Source organism: Inquilinus sp. CA228 (assembly GCF_052078665.1).
In the GTDB taxonomy this organism is placed as follows: domain Bacteria; phylum Pseudomonadota; class Alphaproteobacteria; order DSM-16000; family Inquilinaceae; genus Inquilinus.
Genome location: NZ_JBQJIK010000021.1, coordinates 24,495 through 40,042, shown reverse-complemented (window position 1 = coordinate 40,042; position 15,548 = coordinate 24,495). Strand labels below are relative to the sequence as shown.

Here is a 15,548-nt window from a genome sequence, read left to right as displayed (position 1 = left end):
GGTGTCGAACCGCTGCCCAGCTTGGTGGGGGAAGTATCCGGCGCGGCCCTGCCACCAACAGCTAGGCATCGGCCGATCCGGAGTAAACGAAGGTTAAGCGGATTTAACCCATGTCACGATGAATTCATCATTGCAGGCGCAGCAATCCTTCGGCACAGACGGCCATGGGCATCAAGTGGACGAGACAGCGCCCGCCTTCAGCGTGCCGGAACGCTTGTCGAAGGAAGAGACGCGGGGCAACCCGGCGACCGGATGCCCCGCGGAGCGGCTATCCTCGCCTACCGCCCATGTCCTCCGCCGTGGCCGCCACCATGCCCGCCGTCGTGCCCGTGGCCGCCCCCGCGCCCTGCATGGTCATGGCCGAAGGCGCCCATATGCGCGGCGCGGTCGGTGCCGTTTTCGCCGTTGTCGAAGGATGACGCGTCCTGGGCATCGGCCGAATCCGCCTGCGCCATCTGCGGCAGGATCTCGTAATGCTCGGACTGCAGCCCGGTGCCGGCAAAGGCGGGCCCGGCGGTGGCGATTCCGAGCACGAGCAGAGCCACGAACCCCGCGGGGCGGGGATGCCTGAGCAAAGACATGATTGTTCCTTTTCAACCGTATCTGGAGCGGCCCTTCGGGCGGCGTGCCAGATCGCATAGCGTGGTCTTCGTAGGAGTCCTGCGGACCGCCGGCAGTTCGGCCTGAGGCCCGCCGCGATCGCGGCGGCGCCGTGCGATCCCGCACTGCAACATATGGCCAGGGTTGGCGCCGGCGGAACTCTGCTTACACGAATTTAATCAATAGATCACGTTCTCCTAATAATCATTCGGATCTGTACTTCAAAATACTGCGACATCTTGTCCTCGAATATAAACCCGGCATTGACTCTGCAAATTCCATAAAGACATTCTGGGGCCTGCGCGCAAGAATTCAATCGACGCGCGCCGGCGCCTTCCACTCACGCCGGCACCGGTCCGCGACCAGCCCCGCCTTCCCCCTCGGGGACACGCATCGGATCGGCCTGATCGACCGGGAGGAGACATCCATCGCGGGCGCCGCGGCTGTCAGGCCGGCGGCGCCCGCGCTTCTCTCGATTGTCCTGCTGGAGATGCAGATGCCCCTCGTCGCCCGCCGGACGGTGCTCCGGATCGGCATTCCGATCGCCCTCGTCGCGCTGTGCACCGCCGTGCTGGTGGGCCGCGAGCTGCGCGGCAGCGCCGCCTCGGCCTCGCCCCAGGCCGCACCGCCGCCGGCGGTGCCGGTCGAGGCGGCCGCGGCGCAGCGTCGGGACGTCCCGGTCTATCTGACCGGCCTGGGCACGGTCCAGGCGCTGAACACGGTGACGGTGAAGACCCGCGTCGACGGCGAGCTGCAGACGGTGTCCTACCAGGAAGGCCAGCATGTGAACGCCGGCCAAGTGCTGGCGCAGATCGACCCGCGGCCGTTCCAGGCGGCGCTGGATCAGGCCAAGGCGACCAAGGCCAAGGACGAGGCGCAGCTCACCAACGCCCAGCTCGACCTGACGCGCTTCCAGAACCTGCACCAATACGCGACGGCGCAGAGCGTCGACACCCAGAAGGCGCTGATCGCGCAGCTGCAGGCCCAGATCGAGGGCGACCAGGCGGCGATCGACAGCGCCGCCACCCAGCTCAGCTACACCAGCATCACCTCGCCGCTGGACGGCCGCACCGGCATCCGCCTGGTCGACCAGGGCAACATCGTCCACGCCACCGACACCGGCGGGCTGGTGGTGATCACCCAGCTGCACCCGATCACGGCGATCTTCACCCTGCCGGAGGAGGATCTGCCGGAGATCTCGGCGGCGATGGCCAAGGGCCCGCTCACGGTCTTCGCCGACACCCGCGGCGACGACAAGCCGCTGGACCAGGGCACGCTGGAGTTGGTCGACAACCAGATCGACCAGGCCACCGGCACGATCCGGCTGAAGGCGACCTTCCCGAACAAGACCGACCAGCTGTGGCCCGGCCAGTTTGTCGACGTCCGGCTGCTGCTGCGCACCGAGCAGAACGTGGTCACCGTGCCCTCCACCGCGATCCAGCACGGGCCCGACGGCCTCTATGTCTACGCGGTAAAGCCGGACGACACGGTCGAATTGCGGCCGGTCGGCATCGGCCAGATCACCGACGGCGCCGCCGTGGTCGAGACCGGCCTCGACGCCGGCGCCAGCGTCGTCACCGCCGGCCAGTACCGGCTGCAGCCGGGCACCCGGGTGCAGACCCGCGCGGCCGCCCCCAGCCAGCCGAGCGCCTGACCATGAGCATCTCGGCCCCCTTCATCCGCAAGCCGATCGCCACCTCGCTGATCATGGCCGGGGTGCTGCTGGTCGGCCTGGTCGCCTATCCGCTGCTGCCGGTGGCGCCGCTGCCGCAGGTCGACTTCCCGACCATCCAGGTCTCGGCCCAGCTGCCCGGCGCCGACCCGACCACCATGGCCTCGTCGGTGACGGCGCCGTTGGAGCGGCAATTCGCCGAGATCCCCGGCGTGTCGCAGATGACCTCGAGCAGTACGCTCGGCAACAGCTCGATCACCCTGCAGTTCGACCTCGACCGCAACATCGACGCCGCGGCCGGCGACGTGCAGACCGCGATCAACGCCGCCGGCGGGCAGCTGCCGAAGACCCTGCCCTCGCCGCCGACCTACCGCAAGGTCAACCCGGCCGACTCCCCGATCCTGGTCTTCGCGGTCCATTCCGACACGCTGCCGCTGACCACGGTCGACGACTATGCCGAGAACGTGCTGAGCCAGAACATCAGCCAGGTGGCGGGCGTCGCCCAGGTCAACATCGGCGGCCAGCAGAAGCCGGCGGTGCGGGTGCAGGTCGACCCGCAGAAGCTGGCGGCGCTGGGCATCGGGCTGGAGGATGTGCGCGGCGTCATCGCCGACGCCACCACCGACAGCCCGAAGGGCAGCATCGACGGCGCAACGCGGACCTTCACCATCTACGACAACGACCAGGAGCTGAAGGCCGAGCCCTGGAACGACGTCATCATCGCCTACAAGAACGGCGCGCCGGTGCGCATCCGCGACATCGGCCAGGCGGTCGAGGGGCCGGAGAACACCAAGCTCGCGGCCTGGGCCGGCGGCCAGCGCGCGGTGCTGCTGATCGTGTACAAGCAGCCGGGCGCCAACGTCATCGAGGTGGTCGACCACGTCAAGTCGCTGCTACCGCAGCTGCAGGCGGCGATGCCGCCGGCGGTCAAGGTCGACATCCTCAGCGACCGCACCACCACCATCCGCGCCTCGGTCGCCGACGTGCAGTTCACCCTGCTGCTGACCATCTGCCTGGTGGTGATGGTGATCTTCGTGTTCCTGCGCAGCTTCTGGGCCACGGCGATCCCGAGCGTGACCGTGCCGCTGGCGCTGGTCGGCACCCTGGCGCTGATGTACGTGTTCGGCTACAGCCTGGACAACCTGTCGCTGATGGGCCTGAGCATCGCGGTCGGCTTCGTCGTCGACGACGCCATCGTCATGCTGGAGAACATTCACCGCCACATCGAGGCGGGGCTGTCGCCGGTGCAGGCGGCGCTGAAGGGCGCCGGCGAGATCGGCTTCACCATCTTCTCGATCAGCCTGTCGCTGGTCGCCGTGTTCATCCCGCTGCTGCTGATGGGCGGCATCGTCGGCCGGGTGTTCCGCGAATTCGCCGTCACCGTGACCATGACCATCCTGGTCTCGGCGATCGTGTCGCTGACCCTGACCCCGGTGATGTGCTCGAAGTTCATGAAGCACGACACCGGCAAGCACGGACGCCTGTACCGGATGTCGGAGCGGGGCTTCGACCTGATGCTGGCGGGCTATCGCCGGTCGCTCGACGCCGCGCTCAAGCACAGCCGCATCACCCTGATGGTGTTCCTGGCCACCATCGCCGCCACCGGCTACCTCTTCGTCGTCATCCCCAAGGGCTTCTTCCCGCAGCAGGACACCGGCCTGATCATGGGGACGTCGGAGGCGGCGCAGGACATCTCCTTCGCCGAGATGAGCCGCAAGCAGGTGGAGCTGGGCAAGATCGTCGCCGCCGACCCGGATGTCGACACCGTCGGCATGGCGCTGGGCTCCAGCGGCGGCCAGACGCTGAACAACGGCCGCCTGTTCATCACCCTGAAGCCGCGCGACCAGCGCCAGGCCTCGGCCAGCCAGATCATCGACCGGCTGCGGCCGCAACTGGCCAAGGTCGAGGGGGCGGCGCTGTTCCTGCAGCCGGCCCAGGACATCAATATCGGCGGCCGGCCGACCCGGACGCTGTATCAGTACACGCTGCAGGACGCGAATATCGACGAGCTGAACCAGTGGGCGCCCAAGGTCTACGCCAAGCTGCAGACCCTGCCGCAGCTGCGCGACGTCGCCACCGACGAGCAGACCGGCGGCACCACGCTGACGCTCGACATCGACCGCGACGCCGCCGCCCGCTACGGCATCCAGCCGCAGTTGATCGACGACACGCTGTACGACGCCTTCGGCCAGCGCCAGGTGGCGCAGTACTTCACCCAGGTCAACAGCTACCATGTGGTGATGGAGGTGCTGCCGCAGATGCAGGACAAGCCCTCGGCGATCGACCGGATCTACATCAAGTCGCCGCTGACCGGGGAGCAGGTGCCGATCAGCGCCCTGGCGCACTGGACCACCCGGCCGACAGCGTTCCTGTCGATCAACCACCAGGGCCAGTTCCCGGCGGTGACGCTGAGCTTCAACCTGGCGCCGGGCGTTGCCCTGGGCGACGCGGTGACGGTGATCCAGCAGGCCGAGCAGGAGATGGGCGTGCCGCCCTCGCTGACCGGCGCCTTCCAGGGCAACGCCCAGGCCTTCCAGTCGTCGCTGGCCAGCGAGCCCATCCTGGTCGCCGCGGCCCTGATCGTCATCTACATCATCCTCGGCGTGCTCTATGAGAGCTACATCCACCCGCTGACAATCCTGTCGACCCTGCCGTCGGCCGGCGCCGGCGCACTGGTGATGCTGATGCTGTTCGGCTTCGACTTCAGCGTCATCGCCTTGATCGGCGTCATCCTCTTGATCGGCATCGTCAAGAAGAACGGCATCATGATGGTCGACTTCGCCATCCAGGCGGAGCGCGACCAGGGGCTGGCACCGTTCGATGCGATCCGCCAGGCCTGCCTGATGCGCTTCCGCCCGATCATGATGACGACGATGGCGGCGCTGCTGGGCGGCCTGCCGCTGATGCTGGGCTCCGGCACCGGGTCGGAGCTGCGGCAGCCGCTGGGCTACGCCATGGTCGGCGGCCTGATCCTGAGCCAGGCCCTGACCCTGTACACGACGCCGGTGGTCTACCTGTATCTCGACAAGCTCCGGGTCTGGCTGGCCAGTCGCCGGTCGCAGGGCAGCGCCATGGCGCCGCACCTGGCCCCCGAGGCCGCGCCGTCGGCGGGGGAGTGAAGCGGCGGGCTGGAGTGCGGCCGTGCCTTCCTGATACGCTGCCTGCCGGCTGAACCGGGGGGTCGTGCCATGCCGCTGCGGGACATCGCTCGCCTTCTGGTCAAGATCGCCGGGCTGGTCATCATCGTGTCCGCCGTGATCGACCTGCCGGTCCTGTTGGCGCGCTCCCTGCCCATCCAGGAGCCGATGACGGCCCGCGACGTCATCGCCATGGCACTCGTGCCGCCGGCCATCGCGATCCTAATCGGCATCGTCCTGTTCTGGAGCGCGGGACGGATCACCGATCGCCTGCTGGTCGTGCCGGCCGCGCCTGGCCAGGGCGGCGGCCCCGACCTCCGCGCGGTGGAGGAGATCGCGATCGCGGCGCTCGGCCTGTACTTCGTGGCGACCGCGATCGCCGACGCCTTCTACTACTGGGGCAAGGCCGGGCTGTATTATCGCTATGTGACCGAGAACAACATTCCCATGCCCATCATCGCACCGGACGATTTCGGCGGCTTCGTCTCCACCGCCGCGCGGCTGGCGATCGGCGTGATGCTCGTCCTGTTCAGCCGCGGCATCGTGGCGGTCCGTCGGCGGCTGCTCGCTCCGCCCCCTCACCGGCCGGGCCGGCCAGGACTGACCGGTCACCCCCTCGGTGGGTAGGCGTGACGCTCGCCGTTCGGGTCTTCGACGGTCCAGCCTTCCGCGTCGGAGCCGTCGAGGTAGCCCGGCCCGACCGGCACCTTGCCGCGGCCGCCGGGGATGTCGAGGACATAGGTCGGCTGGGCCAGGCCCGACAGCCGGCCGCGCAGCGTCTGCATGATCCGGCGCCCGTCCTCGATGCCGGTGCGGAACTGCGCCGTGCCGGGGGCGAGGTCGCCGTGATGCAGGTAGTAGGGCTTGATCCGCAGGCGCACGAAGTCGCGGAACAGCTGCTCCAGCACCGCCGGGTCGTCGTTGACGCCGCGCAGCAGCACGGTCTGCGACACCAGTGCCACGCCGGCATCGGCCAGGCGGCGGATCGCGTCGCGCGCCGCCGGCGTCAGCTCGCACGGATGGTTGCTGTGAATGGCGAGCCAGACGGCACTGTCCTGCGCCCTGAGCGCCGCCACCAGCTCGGGCGTCACCCGCTCCGGCTCCACCACCGGCACCCGGCTGTGCAGCCGGATGACGCCGAGATGCGGGATGGCGTCGAGCCGCGCGACGACATCGGCCAGCCGGCGCGGCGTCAGCATCAGCGGGTCGCCGCCGGTCAGGATCGCCTCCCACAGCTGCGGCCGGGCGCGGATGTAGTCGATCGCGGCCGTGATGTCGGCCTCGCCCATCGCCTCGCCGCCCGGCCCGACCATCTCGCGCCGGAAGCAGAAGCGGCAATAGACCGGGCAGGCGTGCAGCAGCTTCAGCAGCACCCGGTCCGGATAGCGGTGGACCAGCCCCGGGATCGGGCTGTGGGCGCTGTCGCCGATCGGGTCGGCCAGTTCCTCCGGCCGGGTCTCCAGCTCCGCCGCACCGGGCACGAACTGGCGCGCGATCGGGTCGTGCGGATCGGTCGGGTCGACCAGCTCCGCCATCGCCGGCGTCACCGCGATGGCGTAGCGCGAGGCCACGTCGCGCAGCTCCGCCAGCCGCTCATGCCCCGCCAGGCCGGCCTCGACCAATGCCTCGGGCGTCCGCAGACGCTGCGGACTCAGATGTCCATCTTTCGGCATGGTCAGGCGGGGCTGAGCTCGCGCGGCAGCTTGAAGGTGATGGTCTCGACCGTGGTCGGCTCGGACTGGATGGTGACGGCATAGCGCTTGTGCAGCTCGCCCATCACCTCCTCGACCAGCACCTCGGGCGCCGAGGCGCCGGCGGTGATGCCGAGGGTGGCGATGCCGTCGAACCAGGACCAGTCGAGATCCGCCGCCCGCTGCACCAGCATCGCCTTGTCGCAGCCGGCCCGGCGCGCGACCTCGACCAGCCGCACCGAGTTGGAGGAGTTCGGCGCGCCGATCACCAGCACCGCGTCGCAATGCGGGGCGATCACCTTGATCGCCTCCTGCCGGTTGGTGGTGGCGTAGCAGATGTCCTGCTTGTTCGGCGCCGAGATGGTCGGGAACTTCGCCTTCAGCGCGTCGACGATCGCGACCGTGTCGTCCAGCGACAGCGTGGTCTGGGTGGCGAAGGCGAGGTTGTCGGGATCCTCGACCTCCAGCGTCGCCACATCCTCGACCGATTCGACCAGCCGGACCGCGCCGGGCGGCAGCTGGCCCATGGTGCCGATCACCTCCGGATGGCCGGCATGGCCGATCAGGATCACGGTGTGGCCGGTGCGGTAGTGCCGCTCGGCCTCGCGATGCACCTTGCTGACCAGCGGGCAGGTGGCGTCGAGATACAGCAGCTTGCGCCGCTCCGCCTCCGCCGGCACCGATTTCGGCACGCCATGGGCGGAGAACACGACCGGCGCGTCGTTCGGCACCTCGTCCAGCTCCTCGACGAAGATCGCGCCCTTGGCCTCCAGCGTCTCGACCACGAAGCGGTTGTGCACGATCTCGTGCCGGACATAGACCGGGGCGCCGTACTTCTCGATCGCCCGCTCGACGATCTGGATGGCGCGGTCGACGCCGGCGCAGAACCCGCGCGGCGAGGCCAGCATCACCGTCAAGGACGGCAGCGCGTCCCGCGCATCCGCGCCTGCGCTTGTGCCAGCCTGTGCCATTTCCTATGGTCCTGAACCCGTTGTTGAAGGAGAGGGCGATGCCCGCCGAAGTCTCGCGCCGCGACCCTAATATAGGTGCTCTCTCAAGAAAAGCGCGGTACGGCGTCTCAGGGGGTCTCCGGTCAAGACGCCTCTGGGCCGGCAGCTCTCTCTTGCTGCTGGCAGGACTATCAGCCTGTGGTGGCGAGAATGCGGCGCAGCGGGCCGGGCTGCGCTGCCCGCAGATCGTGATTCCGCAGGAGGCCGCGGTCTACGACCTGGTGCGCAACAACAGCACCAATCCGAAGGACGTGCTGGTCGAGGCCCGGATCACCAACACCCGGGGCGACTGCACCTATGGCGACAACGCCGTGACCATGAACGTGAACGTCGAGTTCACCGCCTATCGCGGCCCGGCCGCCTGGCTGGAGAAGGACGTCCCGGTGCAGTATTTCGTCGCGGTCACCGACGCCCAGGACCGGATCCTGAACAAGGCCACCTTCGACGTGAAGATCCCGGTGCCCCGGCTGCAGGTCACCCCGCGCGAGACCATCCAGGAGCCGTTGGAGCAGGTGATCCCCGTCTCCAGCCCGGCCGAGGGCGGCTCGTACAAGGTGATGATCGGCTTCCAGCTGACGCCGCAGCAGCTCGAGTTCAACAAGCACCGCAACGATCCGCGGACGCCCGGCGCGGCCGCCCAGGCCGCCGGCCGCCGCACCATCGCCCCGGTGATACCCGACCCGCGCGACCCGGACCCGAACCTGCCGCAGTGACGGCGCCAGTGACGATGACGGAACGATAAAGGTCGCGGATTGACTTTTTCGGCGCGCCGGACGAGTGTCCGGCAGCGCATTGATACGGCCTACGACCCTGGCGGGAGAGACTGGAACCGCGTTACCGCGGAACCGGCGCCGAAGGAGCAAACGCCCCGGAAACTCTCAGGCCAAAGGACCGTCAGGGTAAGGCACTCTGGAGAGCAGGCCGCGGCGTCCGCCGCGGCCTCACCGATGGGGTAAGCCGGACAGGGTTCCCGGCGATTCTCTCAGGTCCCAGACAGAGGGGGTGGCGCGCGGGAATCGTCCCGCACGCCCACCTTTTTGTCTGCGAGGACCGGGACACCGTGACCGATACTCCCCTGTTGCGCACCCCGCTTTACGACCTGCATGTCGAGCTCGGCGGCAAGATGGTCCCCTTCGCCGGCTACGAGATGCCGGTGCAGTACCCGGCCGGCGTCATGAAGGAACATCTGCACACCCGGGCCGAGGCCGGGCTGTTCGATGTCAGCCATATGGGCCAGGCTTGGCTGGAGGCCGAGCCGGGCGAGGACGCGGCCGCCCTGATCGAGACCCTGCTGCCGGGCGACATCGCCGCCCTGGCGCCGGGCCGCATCCGCTACTCCCTGCTGCTGAACGACGACGGCGGCATCCTCGACGACCTGATGATCACCCGCACGCCCGACCCGGCGCGGCTGTTCCTGGTGGTCAACGCCGCCTGCAAGGACGCCGATTTCGCCCATATCGCGGCGAAGCTGGCCGGCCGCGCCCGGCTGGTGCGGCTGGACGACCGCGCCCTGATCGCGCTGCAGGGCCCGAAGGCGGCCGCGGTGCTGGCGCGCCACGCCTTCGGCGCCGACGCCCTGGCCTTCCTGGAATCCGGCACCTTCGCCCTTGACCGGGTCGAATGCATGGTCAGCCGGTCCGGCTACACCGGCGAGGACGGCTTCGAGATCTCGGTCCCGGCCGATGAGGCGGAGGACCTCGCCCGCCGGCTGCTGGCCGAGCCGGAGGTGGCGCCGATCGGCCTGGGCGCCCGCGATTCGCTGCGGCTCGAGGCCGGCCTGTGCCTCTACGGCCATGACATCGACACCACGACGACTCCGGTCGAGGCCGGCTTGTCCTGGACCATCGGCAAGCGCCGCCGCGCCGAGGCCGGCTTCCCCGGCGCCGGCCGCATCCTGCAGCAGCTGGCCGAAGGGCCGGCGCGCAAGCGGGTCGGCGTCAGGCCCGAGGGCCGCGCCCCGGCGCGGGAAGGCACACCGATCCTGTCGGCCGACGGCCGCGAGATCGGCCGCGTCACCTCGGGCGGCTACGGCCCCTCGATCGCCGGCCCGGTCGCCATGGGTTACGTCGAGACCGGCTTCGCCGCCCCCGGCACGGCCGTCACCCTCCTGATCCGCGACAAGGCGCATCCGGCGACGGTCGTCGCCCTGCCCTTCGTCGCCCCGAACTTCCACCGCTGACCAACAGGGAGACCAGCATCATGAACCCGAGCGATCGCCGCTACACCCAGGACCATGAATGGATCCGCGTCGACGGGGACACCGCCACCGTCGGCATCACCGAATTTGCGGCGAAGCAACTGGGCGACGTCGTCTTCGTCGAGCTACCCGAGATCGGCCGGACGCTGGAGCGCGGCGAGGCGTTCGGAACGGTCGAATCGGTCAAGGCGGTGAGCGAGCTCTACGCCCCGGCGGGGGGCACAGTGGCTGCGGTCAACGCGGAGTTTGAGTCAAGCCCGGAGCTGGTCAACGACGACCCCTTCGGCGACGGCTGGTTCATCAAGCTGAAGCCGTTCGATTCCAGCGCCCTCAAGGAGCTGATGGACGCGGCCGCCTACGACACCTTCCTCAAGGACGCCGAATGATGCGTTACCTGCCCCTGACCGATTCCGACCGCCGCGACATGATCGCGGCGATCGGCGCCGGCTCGGTCGACGACCTGTTCCGCGACGTGCCGCAGAGCGCAAGGCTGCCCGGCCCGCTGCAGGAGCTGCCGCCGCACCAGGGCGAGCTGGAGGTCGAGCGCGCGCTGGGCGCCATGGCGGCGAAGAACGTGCCGGCCGGAACGGTGCCGTTCTTCTGCGGCGCCGGCGCCTATCGCCACCACGTCCCGGCCACGGTCGACTACCTGATCCAGCGCGGCGAGTTCCTGACCAGCTACACGCCGTACCAGCCCGAGGTCACCCAGGGCACGCTGCAGTATCTGTTCGAGTTCCAGACCCAGGTCGCGCTGCTGACCGGGATGGAGGTCGCCAACGCCTCGATGTATGACGGCTCCACCGGCTGCGCCGAGGCCATCATGATGGCGAACCGGGTGACCCGTCGGTCGCGCGCGGTGATCTCCGGCGGGCTGCACCCGCAGTACCGCGACGTCTGCCGCACCCATGCCGACTTCACCGGCTTCACCCTGGACGAGGCGGCGCCCTGCCCCGACGGGGTCGAGGACCTGGCCAGCCGGATCGACGACACGACCTCCTGCGTCGTGGTCCAGAACCCGTCGGTGTTCGGCCATGTGCACGACCTGTCGGCCCTGGCCGAGGCCTGCCACGCCAAGGGCGCGCTGCTGGTCGTGGTGGTCACCGAGGTGGTGTCGCTGGGCCTGCTGACCCCGCCGGGCGAGATGGGCGCCGACATCGTGGTCTGCGAGGGCCAGTCGATCGGCAACGCGCTGAACTTCGGCGGCCCCTATGTCGGCCTGTTCGCCACCCGCGAGAAGTTCCTGCGCCAGATGCCGGGCCGGCTGTGCGGCCAGACCGTCGACGCCGAGGGCAAGCGCGGCTACGTGCTGACCCTGTCGACCCGCGAGCAGCACATCCGCCGCGAGAAGGCGACTAGCAACATCTGCACCAACAGCGGCCTGTGCGCCCTGGCCTTCACCATCCACCTGTCGCTGCTGGGCGAAGCCGGGTTCACCAAGCTGGCGCGGATCAACCACGCCAAGGCCGTGACCCTGGCGGCCAAGCTGGCCAAGGTGCCCGGCGTGGCGGTGCTGAACGACAGCTTCTTCAACGAGATCACCATCCGCCTGCCGAAGCCGGCGGAGCCGGTGATCGACGCGCTGGCCAAGCGGCGCATCCTGGGCGGCGTGCCGGTCAGCCGGATCTACGCCAACCGCCCGGCCCTGGCCGACCTGCTGCTGGTGGCGGCGACCGAGACCAACACCGAGGCCGATATCGACGCGCTGTGCGCCGGCCTGTCGGAGGTGCTGTGATGACTGAAGTCGACACCTTCACCGGCAATCGCGGCCTGGATATCGAAGAGAAGCTGATCTTCGAGCAGGACAGCCCCGGCCATTGCGGCGTCGACCTGCCGGAGCCGGCGACCGCCGAGCTGCGCCTGGGTGGCGTCAAGCCGCGCGCCCGGGTCGGCCTGCCCGGCCTGGCCGAGCCGACGGTGATGCGCCACTACACCCGCCTGTCGCGGATGAACATGGCGATCGACACCGCCCTCTACCCGCTCGGCTCCTGCACCATGAAGCACAATCCGCGGCTGAACGAGCGGATGGCCCGGCTGGCCGGCTTCGCGGACATCCATCCGCTGCAGCCGGTCGCGACCGTGCAGGGCGCGCTGGAGCTGATCGACACGCTGGCGCATTGGCTGAAGACGCTGACCAACATGCCGGCCGTGGCCCTGTCCCCGGCCGCCGGCGCGCATGGCGAGCTGTGCGGCATGATGGCGATCCACGCCGCCCAGGAGGCCCGCGGCGAGGGCCATCGCCGGCGGGTGCTGGTGCCGGAATCGGCGCATGGCACCAACCCGGCGACGGCGGCGGCGATCGGCTACACGGTCGACGCCATCCCGGCGACGGCGGACGGCCATGTCGACCTCGCCGCGCTGAAGGCCAAGCTGGGGCCGGATGTGGCGGCGATCATGCTGACCAACCCGAACACCTGCGGCCTGTTCGAGCGCGACATCGTCGAGATCGCGCGGGTGGTGCATGAGGCCGGCGCCTTCTTCTACTGCGACGGCGCCAACTTCAACGCCATCGTCGGCCGGGTGCGCCCGGGCGACCTGGGCGTCGACGCCATGCACATCAACCTGCACAAGACCTTCTCCACCCCGCATGGCGGCGGCGGCCCGGGCTCCGGCCCAGTGGTGCTGTCGGCGGCGCTGGCGCCCTACGCCCCGATCTCGGCCGTGGTGCATGACGCCGACGGCTTCCGCGTCGCCGAGCACAAGGGCCGCGACGGCGCGCCGGAGCACAGCTTCGGCCGGCTGAAGGCGTTCCACGGCCAGATGGGCATGTTCGTCCGCGCTTTGGCCTACATGATGAGCCATGGCGCCGACGGGCTGTGGCAGGTGGCCAGCGACGCGGTGCTGAACGCCAACTACGTGCAGGCCCGGTTGAAGGACGTGCTGACCCCGGCCTTCGAGAACGGTTATTGCATGCACGAGGCGCTGTTCGACGACCGGGCGCTGAAGGACACCGGCGTGACCACGCTTGACATCGCCAAGGCGATGATCGACGAGGGCTTCCACCCGATGACCATGTACTTCCCGCTGGTGGTGCATGGCGCCATGCTGATCGAGCCGACCGAGACCGAGAGCAAGGCGACGCTGGACCAGTTCGTCGGCATGATGCGGTCGCTGGTGGAGAAGGCGAAGTCCGGCCAGTCGGAGTGGTTCAAGGGTGCGCCCTACCACGCGCCGCGCCGGCGCCTGGACGAGACCGGCGCGGCCCGCAAGCCGGTGCTGCGCTGGACGCCCGAGGCCCCGTTGGCCCAGGCCGCGGAGTAACAGCCGGCGGCGCCCGTCCCGCGGGATGGGCGCCGCCGTTCCGCCTCAGGGCGCCGCGGGGATCAGCTTGTCACCGACGGCGTACAGCACGCAGCTGGTCGAACGCTGGCGGCAGTAGGACACCACGGCCTGCGCCGCGTCCTGCTGGGTGCGGTAGCCCGAGTTCCAGGACCAGTGCGCGCGGCCGTCGGTGGCGAAGGCCTTCTCGTAGCTGGTGCTGGCGAGGTAACGGGCGAAGCTCTTCTTGCCGTCCTCCGACAGGCCGGCCGGCGGCGGCAGCCCCGCCGTCTGCGCCTTGACCAGCTCGGTCGACGGCAGCCCGCGGGCGGCCAGGAACTCGCTGACCCGCGGCCACCACAGGGTCGGCGGCGCCTGCGACATGATGAAATGGCCGTTCTCGCCGGAGGCGGGGGTCACGAGCAGCTCGCCGGTGCCGCCGGCGGCCTGGTAGCGGGCGAACATCTCCCGCGCCAGAACCGGCGAGAACTCCTTGTCGTTCTCGGCATAGATCCACAGCACCTGCGTCCGTGCGGTCTGGCCGAAGCCGGCCGCAGCCTCCAGCAGAGCATCCTTGCCGCAGACATTCACCCAGGAGGCGCCGCGCCCGCCGGAGAAGTCGAGCACGGCTTGCACGCCCGGCGGGTTCACCGCCGCGGCCGCGAGCACCGCCCAGCCGCCGGTCGAGGAGCCCAGCATCACCGCCTTGTCGGGCGACGCCCAGGGCTGTTGGCGGACCGCCTCCAGCGCCGCCAGCAGATCGGTGCGGGCGACCTCTCCGGCGCGCTGATGGCCGGGATTGTCGCAGCTGACGCCGGTGACCATGTCGCGCCCGGTCGACCGGCCGTAGCCGCGCCGCAGCACCATGACAGCGGCATAGCCGCGGCGGGCGAAGGCGATGGCCGTGGACGAATACCGGTTCGGCGTCAGCGCCCGGTTGTAGACATCCTCCGACGTGCCGTGCGTGATCAGCGCGACCGGATAGCGGCCGGGGCCGCTCGGCCGCGTAACGAAGGCGTCGAGCGTCTCATGGTCCCCGTCCGGCATGGTGACCTCGAGCGACAGCGGCGCCCGGACCAGGCCCGGCAGTTGCTGGGTGCCGCCGATCGCGGCCATCTGCGGGCTGCTGGTCTGGCAGGCGGCCAGCAGCAGTCCGGCCAGGGCGATCAGCGCGCGGCGCCAGGCACGCGACATCACGGCCGCAACGGCCGGCAATCCGTACATGATGTGACTCTCCCCGCTCCGGCCGGGATCGCCGCGCGGGGTTCGTCCCCGGCTGTCGGCGCCCCGTCGATTGTTGCCCCCGAACATCCGCATCGATGTCCACCCCTGCGGCAGCTGCCGCCCGGGGAGAGCACCGGGAGAAAGTCTTATGGACGGGACCGCCGGCGGGCAAGCGGGATTGCGGCCTGCCCTGGAGCGTCCGGCGGCGGGGCGGCCGGCAAGGTTTCCGTCCGGCCGTCGCCGTGAAATCTTGCCGCCATCGCAAAACCGGCTTCCAACCGCGCACCGGTCGCGGCATCATCGCCTCGCGCCGCCTGGCGCGGCACACGCCTGAGGGGGCGAGATGGGGGTGCGATGGCACGCAAGGCTGTGACGAGTGCGCAGGCGCAGGCCATCGGCCCCTATTCGCACGGCGTGGTGGGACGCAGCGACCTGCTCTTCCTCTCCGGCCAGACCCCGATCGACCCCGCCACCGGCCGCCTGGTCGACGGCGACGCCGCCGCCCAGACCGAGCAGTGCCTGGCCAATCTGGGCCATGTGCTGGCCGCGGCGGACCTGACCTTCGACGCGGTGGTGAAGGTCAATGTGTTCCTGACCGACATGGCCGACTTCGCCGCCATGAACGCGGTCTATGAGCGCCAATTCCGCGCCCCCTACCCGGCCCGCTCGACCATCGGCGTCGCCGCCCTGCCGCTCGGCGCCCGGGTCGAGATCGAGATGATCGCCGCGATGCCGCGGGAGTGAGGCGGCCTCGCCCAGGCC

At 69.8% G+C, this 15,548-nt stretch carries 13 protein-coding genes and 2 riboswitches; of the genes, 9 read left to right on the top strand and 4 right to left on the bottom strand.

All coding sequences use genetic code 11. The features are described from left to right. Window positions 1-278: 278 nt before the first annotated feature. The gene (locus tag ACTOWL_RS12520; protein WP_441321560.1) at window positions 279-545 is read right to left on the bottom strand and encodes a hypothetical protein; all 267 of its coding nucleotides are present in this window, start codon (window positions 543-545) and stop codon (window positions 279-281) included. A 551-nt stretch (window positions 546-1,096) separates the two neighbouring features. On the opposite strand from ACTOWL_RS12520, the gene ACTOWL_RS12515 reads away from it, so the two are divergent. The 3 genes from ACTOWL_RS12515 (at window position 1,097) to ACTOWL_RS12505 (ending at window position 6,036) form a co-directional block, all read left to right on the top strand. Then, window positions 1,097-2,254, top strand: a complete 1,158-nt coding sequence (locus ACTOWL_RS12515; protein ID WP_441321559.1) for an efflux RND transporter periplasmic adaptor subunit — start codon at window positions 1,097-1,099, stop codon at window positions 2,252-2,254. Window positions 2,255-2,256: 2 nt separating this feature from the next. Then, window positions 2,257-5,391, top strand: coding sequence for a multidrug efflux RND transporter permease subunit (locus ACTOWL_RS12510; RefSeq protein ID WP_441321558.1), 3,135 nt, complete (start codon window positions 2,257-2,259; stop codon window positions 5,389-5,391). Between the two features lie 69 nt (window positions 5,392-5,460). Beyond that, the gene (locus ACTOWL_RS12505) at window positions 5,461-6,036 is read left to right on the top strand and encodes a hypothetical protein (protein WP_441321557.1); all 576 of its coding nucleotides are present in this window, start codon (window positions 5,461-5,463) and stop codon (window positions 6,034-6,036) included. Here the strand turns inward: ACTOWL_RS12505 and ACTOWL_RS12500 are convergent. Together ACTOWL_RS12500 and ispH are read right to left on the bottom strand one after the other, a co-directional pair. Then, complete coding sequence (locus ACTOWL_RS12500; protein WP_441321556.1) at window positions 6,018-7,082, bottom strand: lysine-2,3-aminomutase-like protein; 1,065 nt, start codon at window positions 7,080-7,082, stop codon at window positions 6,018-6,020. The two genes, ACTOWL_RS12505 and ACTOWL_RS12500, sit on opposite strands and share 19 nt — an antisense overlap. A 2-nt stretch (window positions 7,083-7,084) precedes the next feature. Further along, on the bottom strand, window positions 7,085-8,071 hold the full coding sequence (gene ispH, locus ACTOWL_RS12495) for a 4-hydroxy-3-methylbut-2-enyl diphosphate reductase (RefSeq protein WP_441321555.1): 987 nt from the start codon (window positions 8,069-8,071) through the stop codon (window positions 7,085-7,087). A 152-nt stretch (window positions 8,072-8,223) separates the two neighbouring features. On the opposite strand from ispH, the gene ACTOWL_RS12490 reads away from it, so the two are divergent. The 5 genes from ACTOWL_RS12490 (at window position 8,224) to gcvPB (ending at window position 13,565) form a co-directional block, all read left to right on the top strand. Further along, a complete protein-coding gene (locus ACTOWL_RS12490; protein WP_441321554.1) occupies window positions 8,224-8,823 on the top strand; it encodes a hypothetical protein in 600 nt (199 codons plus the stop codon). Between the two features lie 91 nt (window positions 8,824-8,914). After that, window positions 8,915-9,014, top strand: a riboswitch (glycine riboswitch). Window position 9,015: 1 nt separating this feature from the next. Beyond that, a riboswitch (glycine riboswitch) is annotated at window positions 9,016-9,111 on the top strand. A gap of 59 nt (window positions 9,112-9,170) precedes the next feature. Beyond that, on the top strand, window positions 9,171-10,289 hold the full coding sequence (gene gcvT / locus ACTOWL_RS12485; protein ID WP_441321553.1) for a glycine cleavage system aminomethyltransferase GcvT: 1,119 nt from the start codon (window positions 9,171-9,173) through the stop codon (window positions 10,287-10,289). 20 nt (window positions 10,290-10,309) lie between these two features. Further along, on the top strand, window positions 10,310-10,693 hold the full coding sequence (gene gcvH / locus ACTOWL_RS12480) for a glycine cleavage system protein GcvH (RefSeq protein WP_441321552.1): 384 nt from the start codon (window positions 10,310-10,312) through the stop codon (window positions 10,691-10,693). Further along, window positions 10,693-12,039 carry an aminomethyl-transferring glycine dehydrogenase subunit GcvPA gene (gene gcvPA / locus ACTOWL_RS12475; protein WP_441321551.1) on the top strand — a complete coding sequence of 449 codons (1,347 nt, stop codon included), beginning with the start codon at window positions 10,693-10,695 and terminating at the stop codon, window positions 12,037-12,039. The genes gcvH and gcvPA overlap by 1 nt, the downstream gene beginning before the upstream one ends. Further along, the gene (gene gcvPB, locus ACTOWL_RS12470; RefSeq protein ID WP_441321550.1) at window positions 12,039-13,565 is read left to right on the top strand and encodes an aminomethyl-transferring glycine dehydrogenase subunit GcvPB; all 1,527 of its coding nucleotides are present in this window, start codon (window positions 12,039-12,041) and stop codon (window positions 13,563-13,565) included. The genes gcvPA and gcvPB overlap by 1 nt, the downstream gene beginning before the upstream one ends. A 45-nt stretch (window positions 13,566-13,610) precedes the next feature. Here the strand turns inward: gcvPB and ACTOWL_RS12465 are convergent, their stop codons facing one another. Beyond that, window positions 13,611-14,786, bottom strand: a complete 1,176-nt coding sequence (locus tag ACTOWL_RS12465) for an alpha/beta hydrolase family protein (protein WP_441321549.1) — start codon at window positions 14,784-14,786, stop codon at window positions 13,611-13,613. Between the two features lie 354 nt (window positions 14,787-15,140). On the opposite strand from ACTOWL_RS12465, the gene ACTOWL_RS12460 reads away from it, so the two are divergent. Beyond that, a complete protein-coding gene (locus ACTOWL_RS12460; protein WP_441321548.1) occupies window positions 15,141-15,530 on the top strand; it encodes a Rid family detoxifying hydrolase in 390 nt (129 codons plus the stop codon). Window positions 15,531-15,548 lie beyond the last annotated feature (18 nt).

What these genes read in the sequence shown, in the direction of transcription:
- ACTOWL_RS12465 (WP_441321549.1), bottom strand. Translation starts at nt 14,786, where the DNA reads ATGTACGGATTGCCGGCCGTTGCGGCCGTGATGTCGCGTGCCTGGCGC.
- ACTOWL_RS12460 (WP_441321548.1), top strand. Translation starts at nt 15,141, where the DNA reads ATGGCACGCAAGGCTGTGACGAGTGCGCAGGCGCAGGCCATCGGCCCC.
- ACTOWL_RS12500 (WP_441321556.1), bottom strand. Translation starts at nt 7,082, where the DNA reads ATGCCGAAAGATGGACATCTGAGTCCGCAGCGTCTGCGGACGCCCGAG.
- ispH (WP_441321555.1), bottom strand. Translation starts at nt 8,071, where the DNA reads ATGGCACAGGCTGGCACAAGCGCAGGCGCGGATGCGCGGGACGCGCTG.
- ACTOWL_RS12510 (WP_441321558.1), top strand. Translation starts at nt 2,257, where the DNA reads ATGAGCATCTCGGCCCCCTTCATCCGCAAGCCGATCGCCACCTCGCTG.
- gcvPA (WP_441321551.1), top strand. Translation starts at nt 10,693, where the DNA reads ATGCGTTACCTGCCCCTGACCGATTCCGACCGCCGCGACATGATCGCG.
- gcvH (WP_441321552.1), top strand. Translation starts at nt 10,310, where the DNA reads ATGAACCCGAGCGATCGCCGCTACACCCAGGACCATGAATGGATCCGC.
- ACTOWL_RS12505 (WP_441321557.1), top strand. Translation starts at nt 5,461, where the DNA reads ATGCCGCTGCGGGACATCGCTCGCCTTCTGGTCAAGATCGCCGGGCTG.
- gcvPB (WP_441321550.1), top strand. Translation starts at nt 12,039, where the DNA reads ATGACTGAAGTCGACACCTTCACCGGCAATCGCGGCCTGGATATCGAA.
- ACTOWL_RS12515 (WP_441321559.1), top strand. Translation starts at nt 1,097, where the DNA reads ATGCCCCTCGTCGCCCGCCGGACGGTGCTCCGGATCGGCATTCCGATC.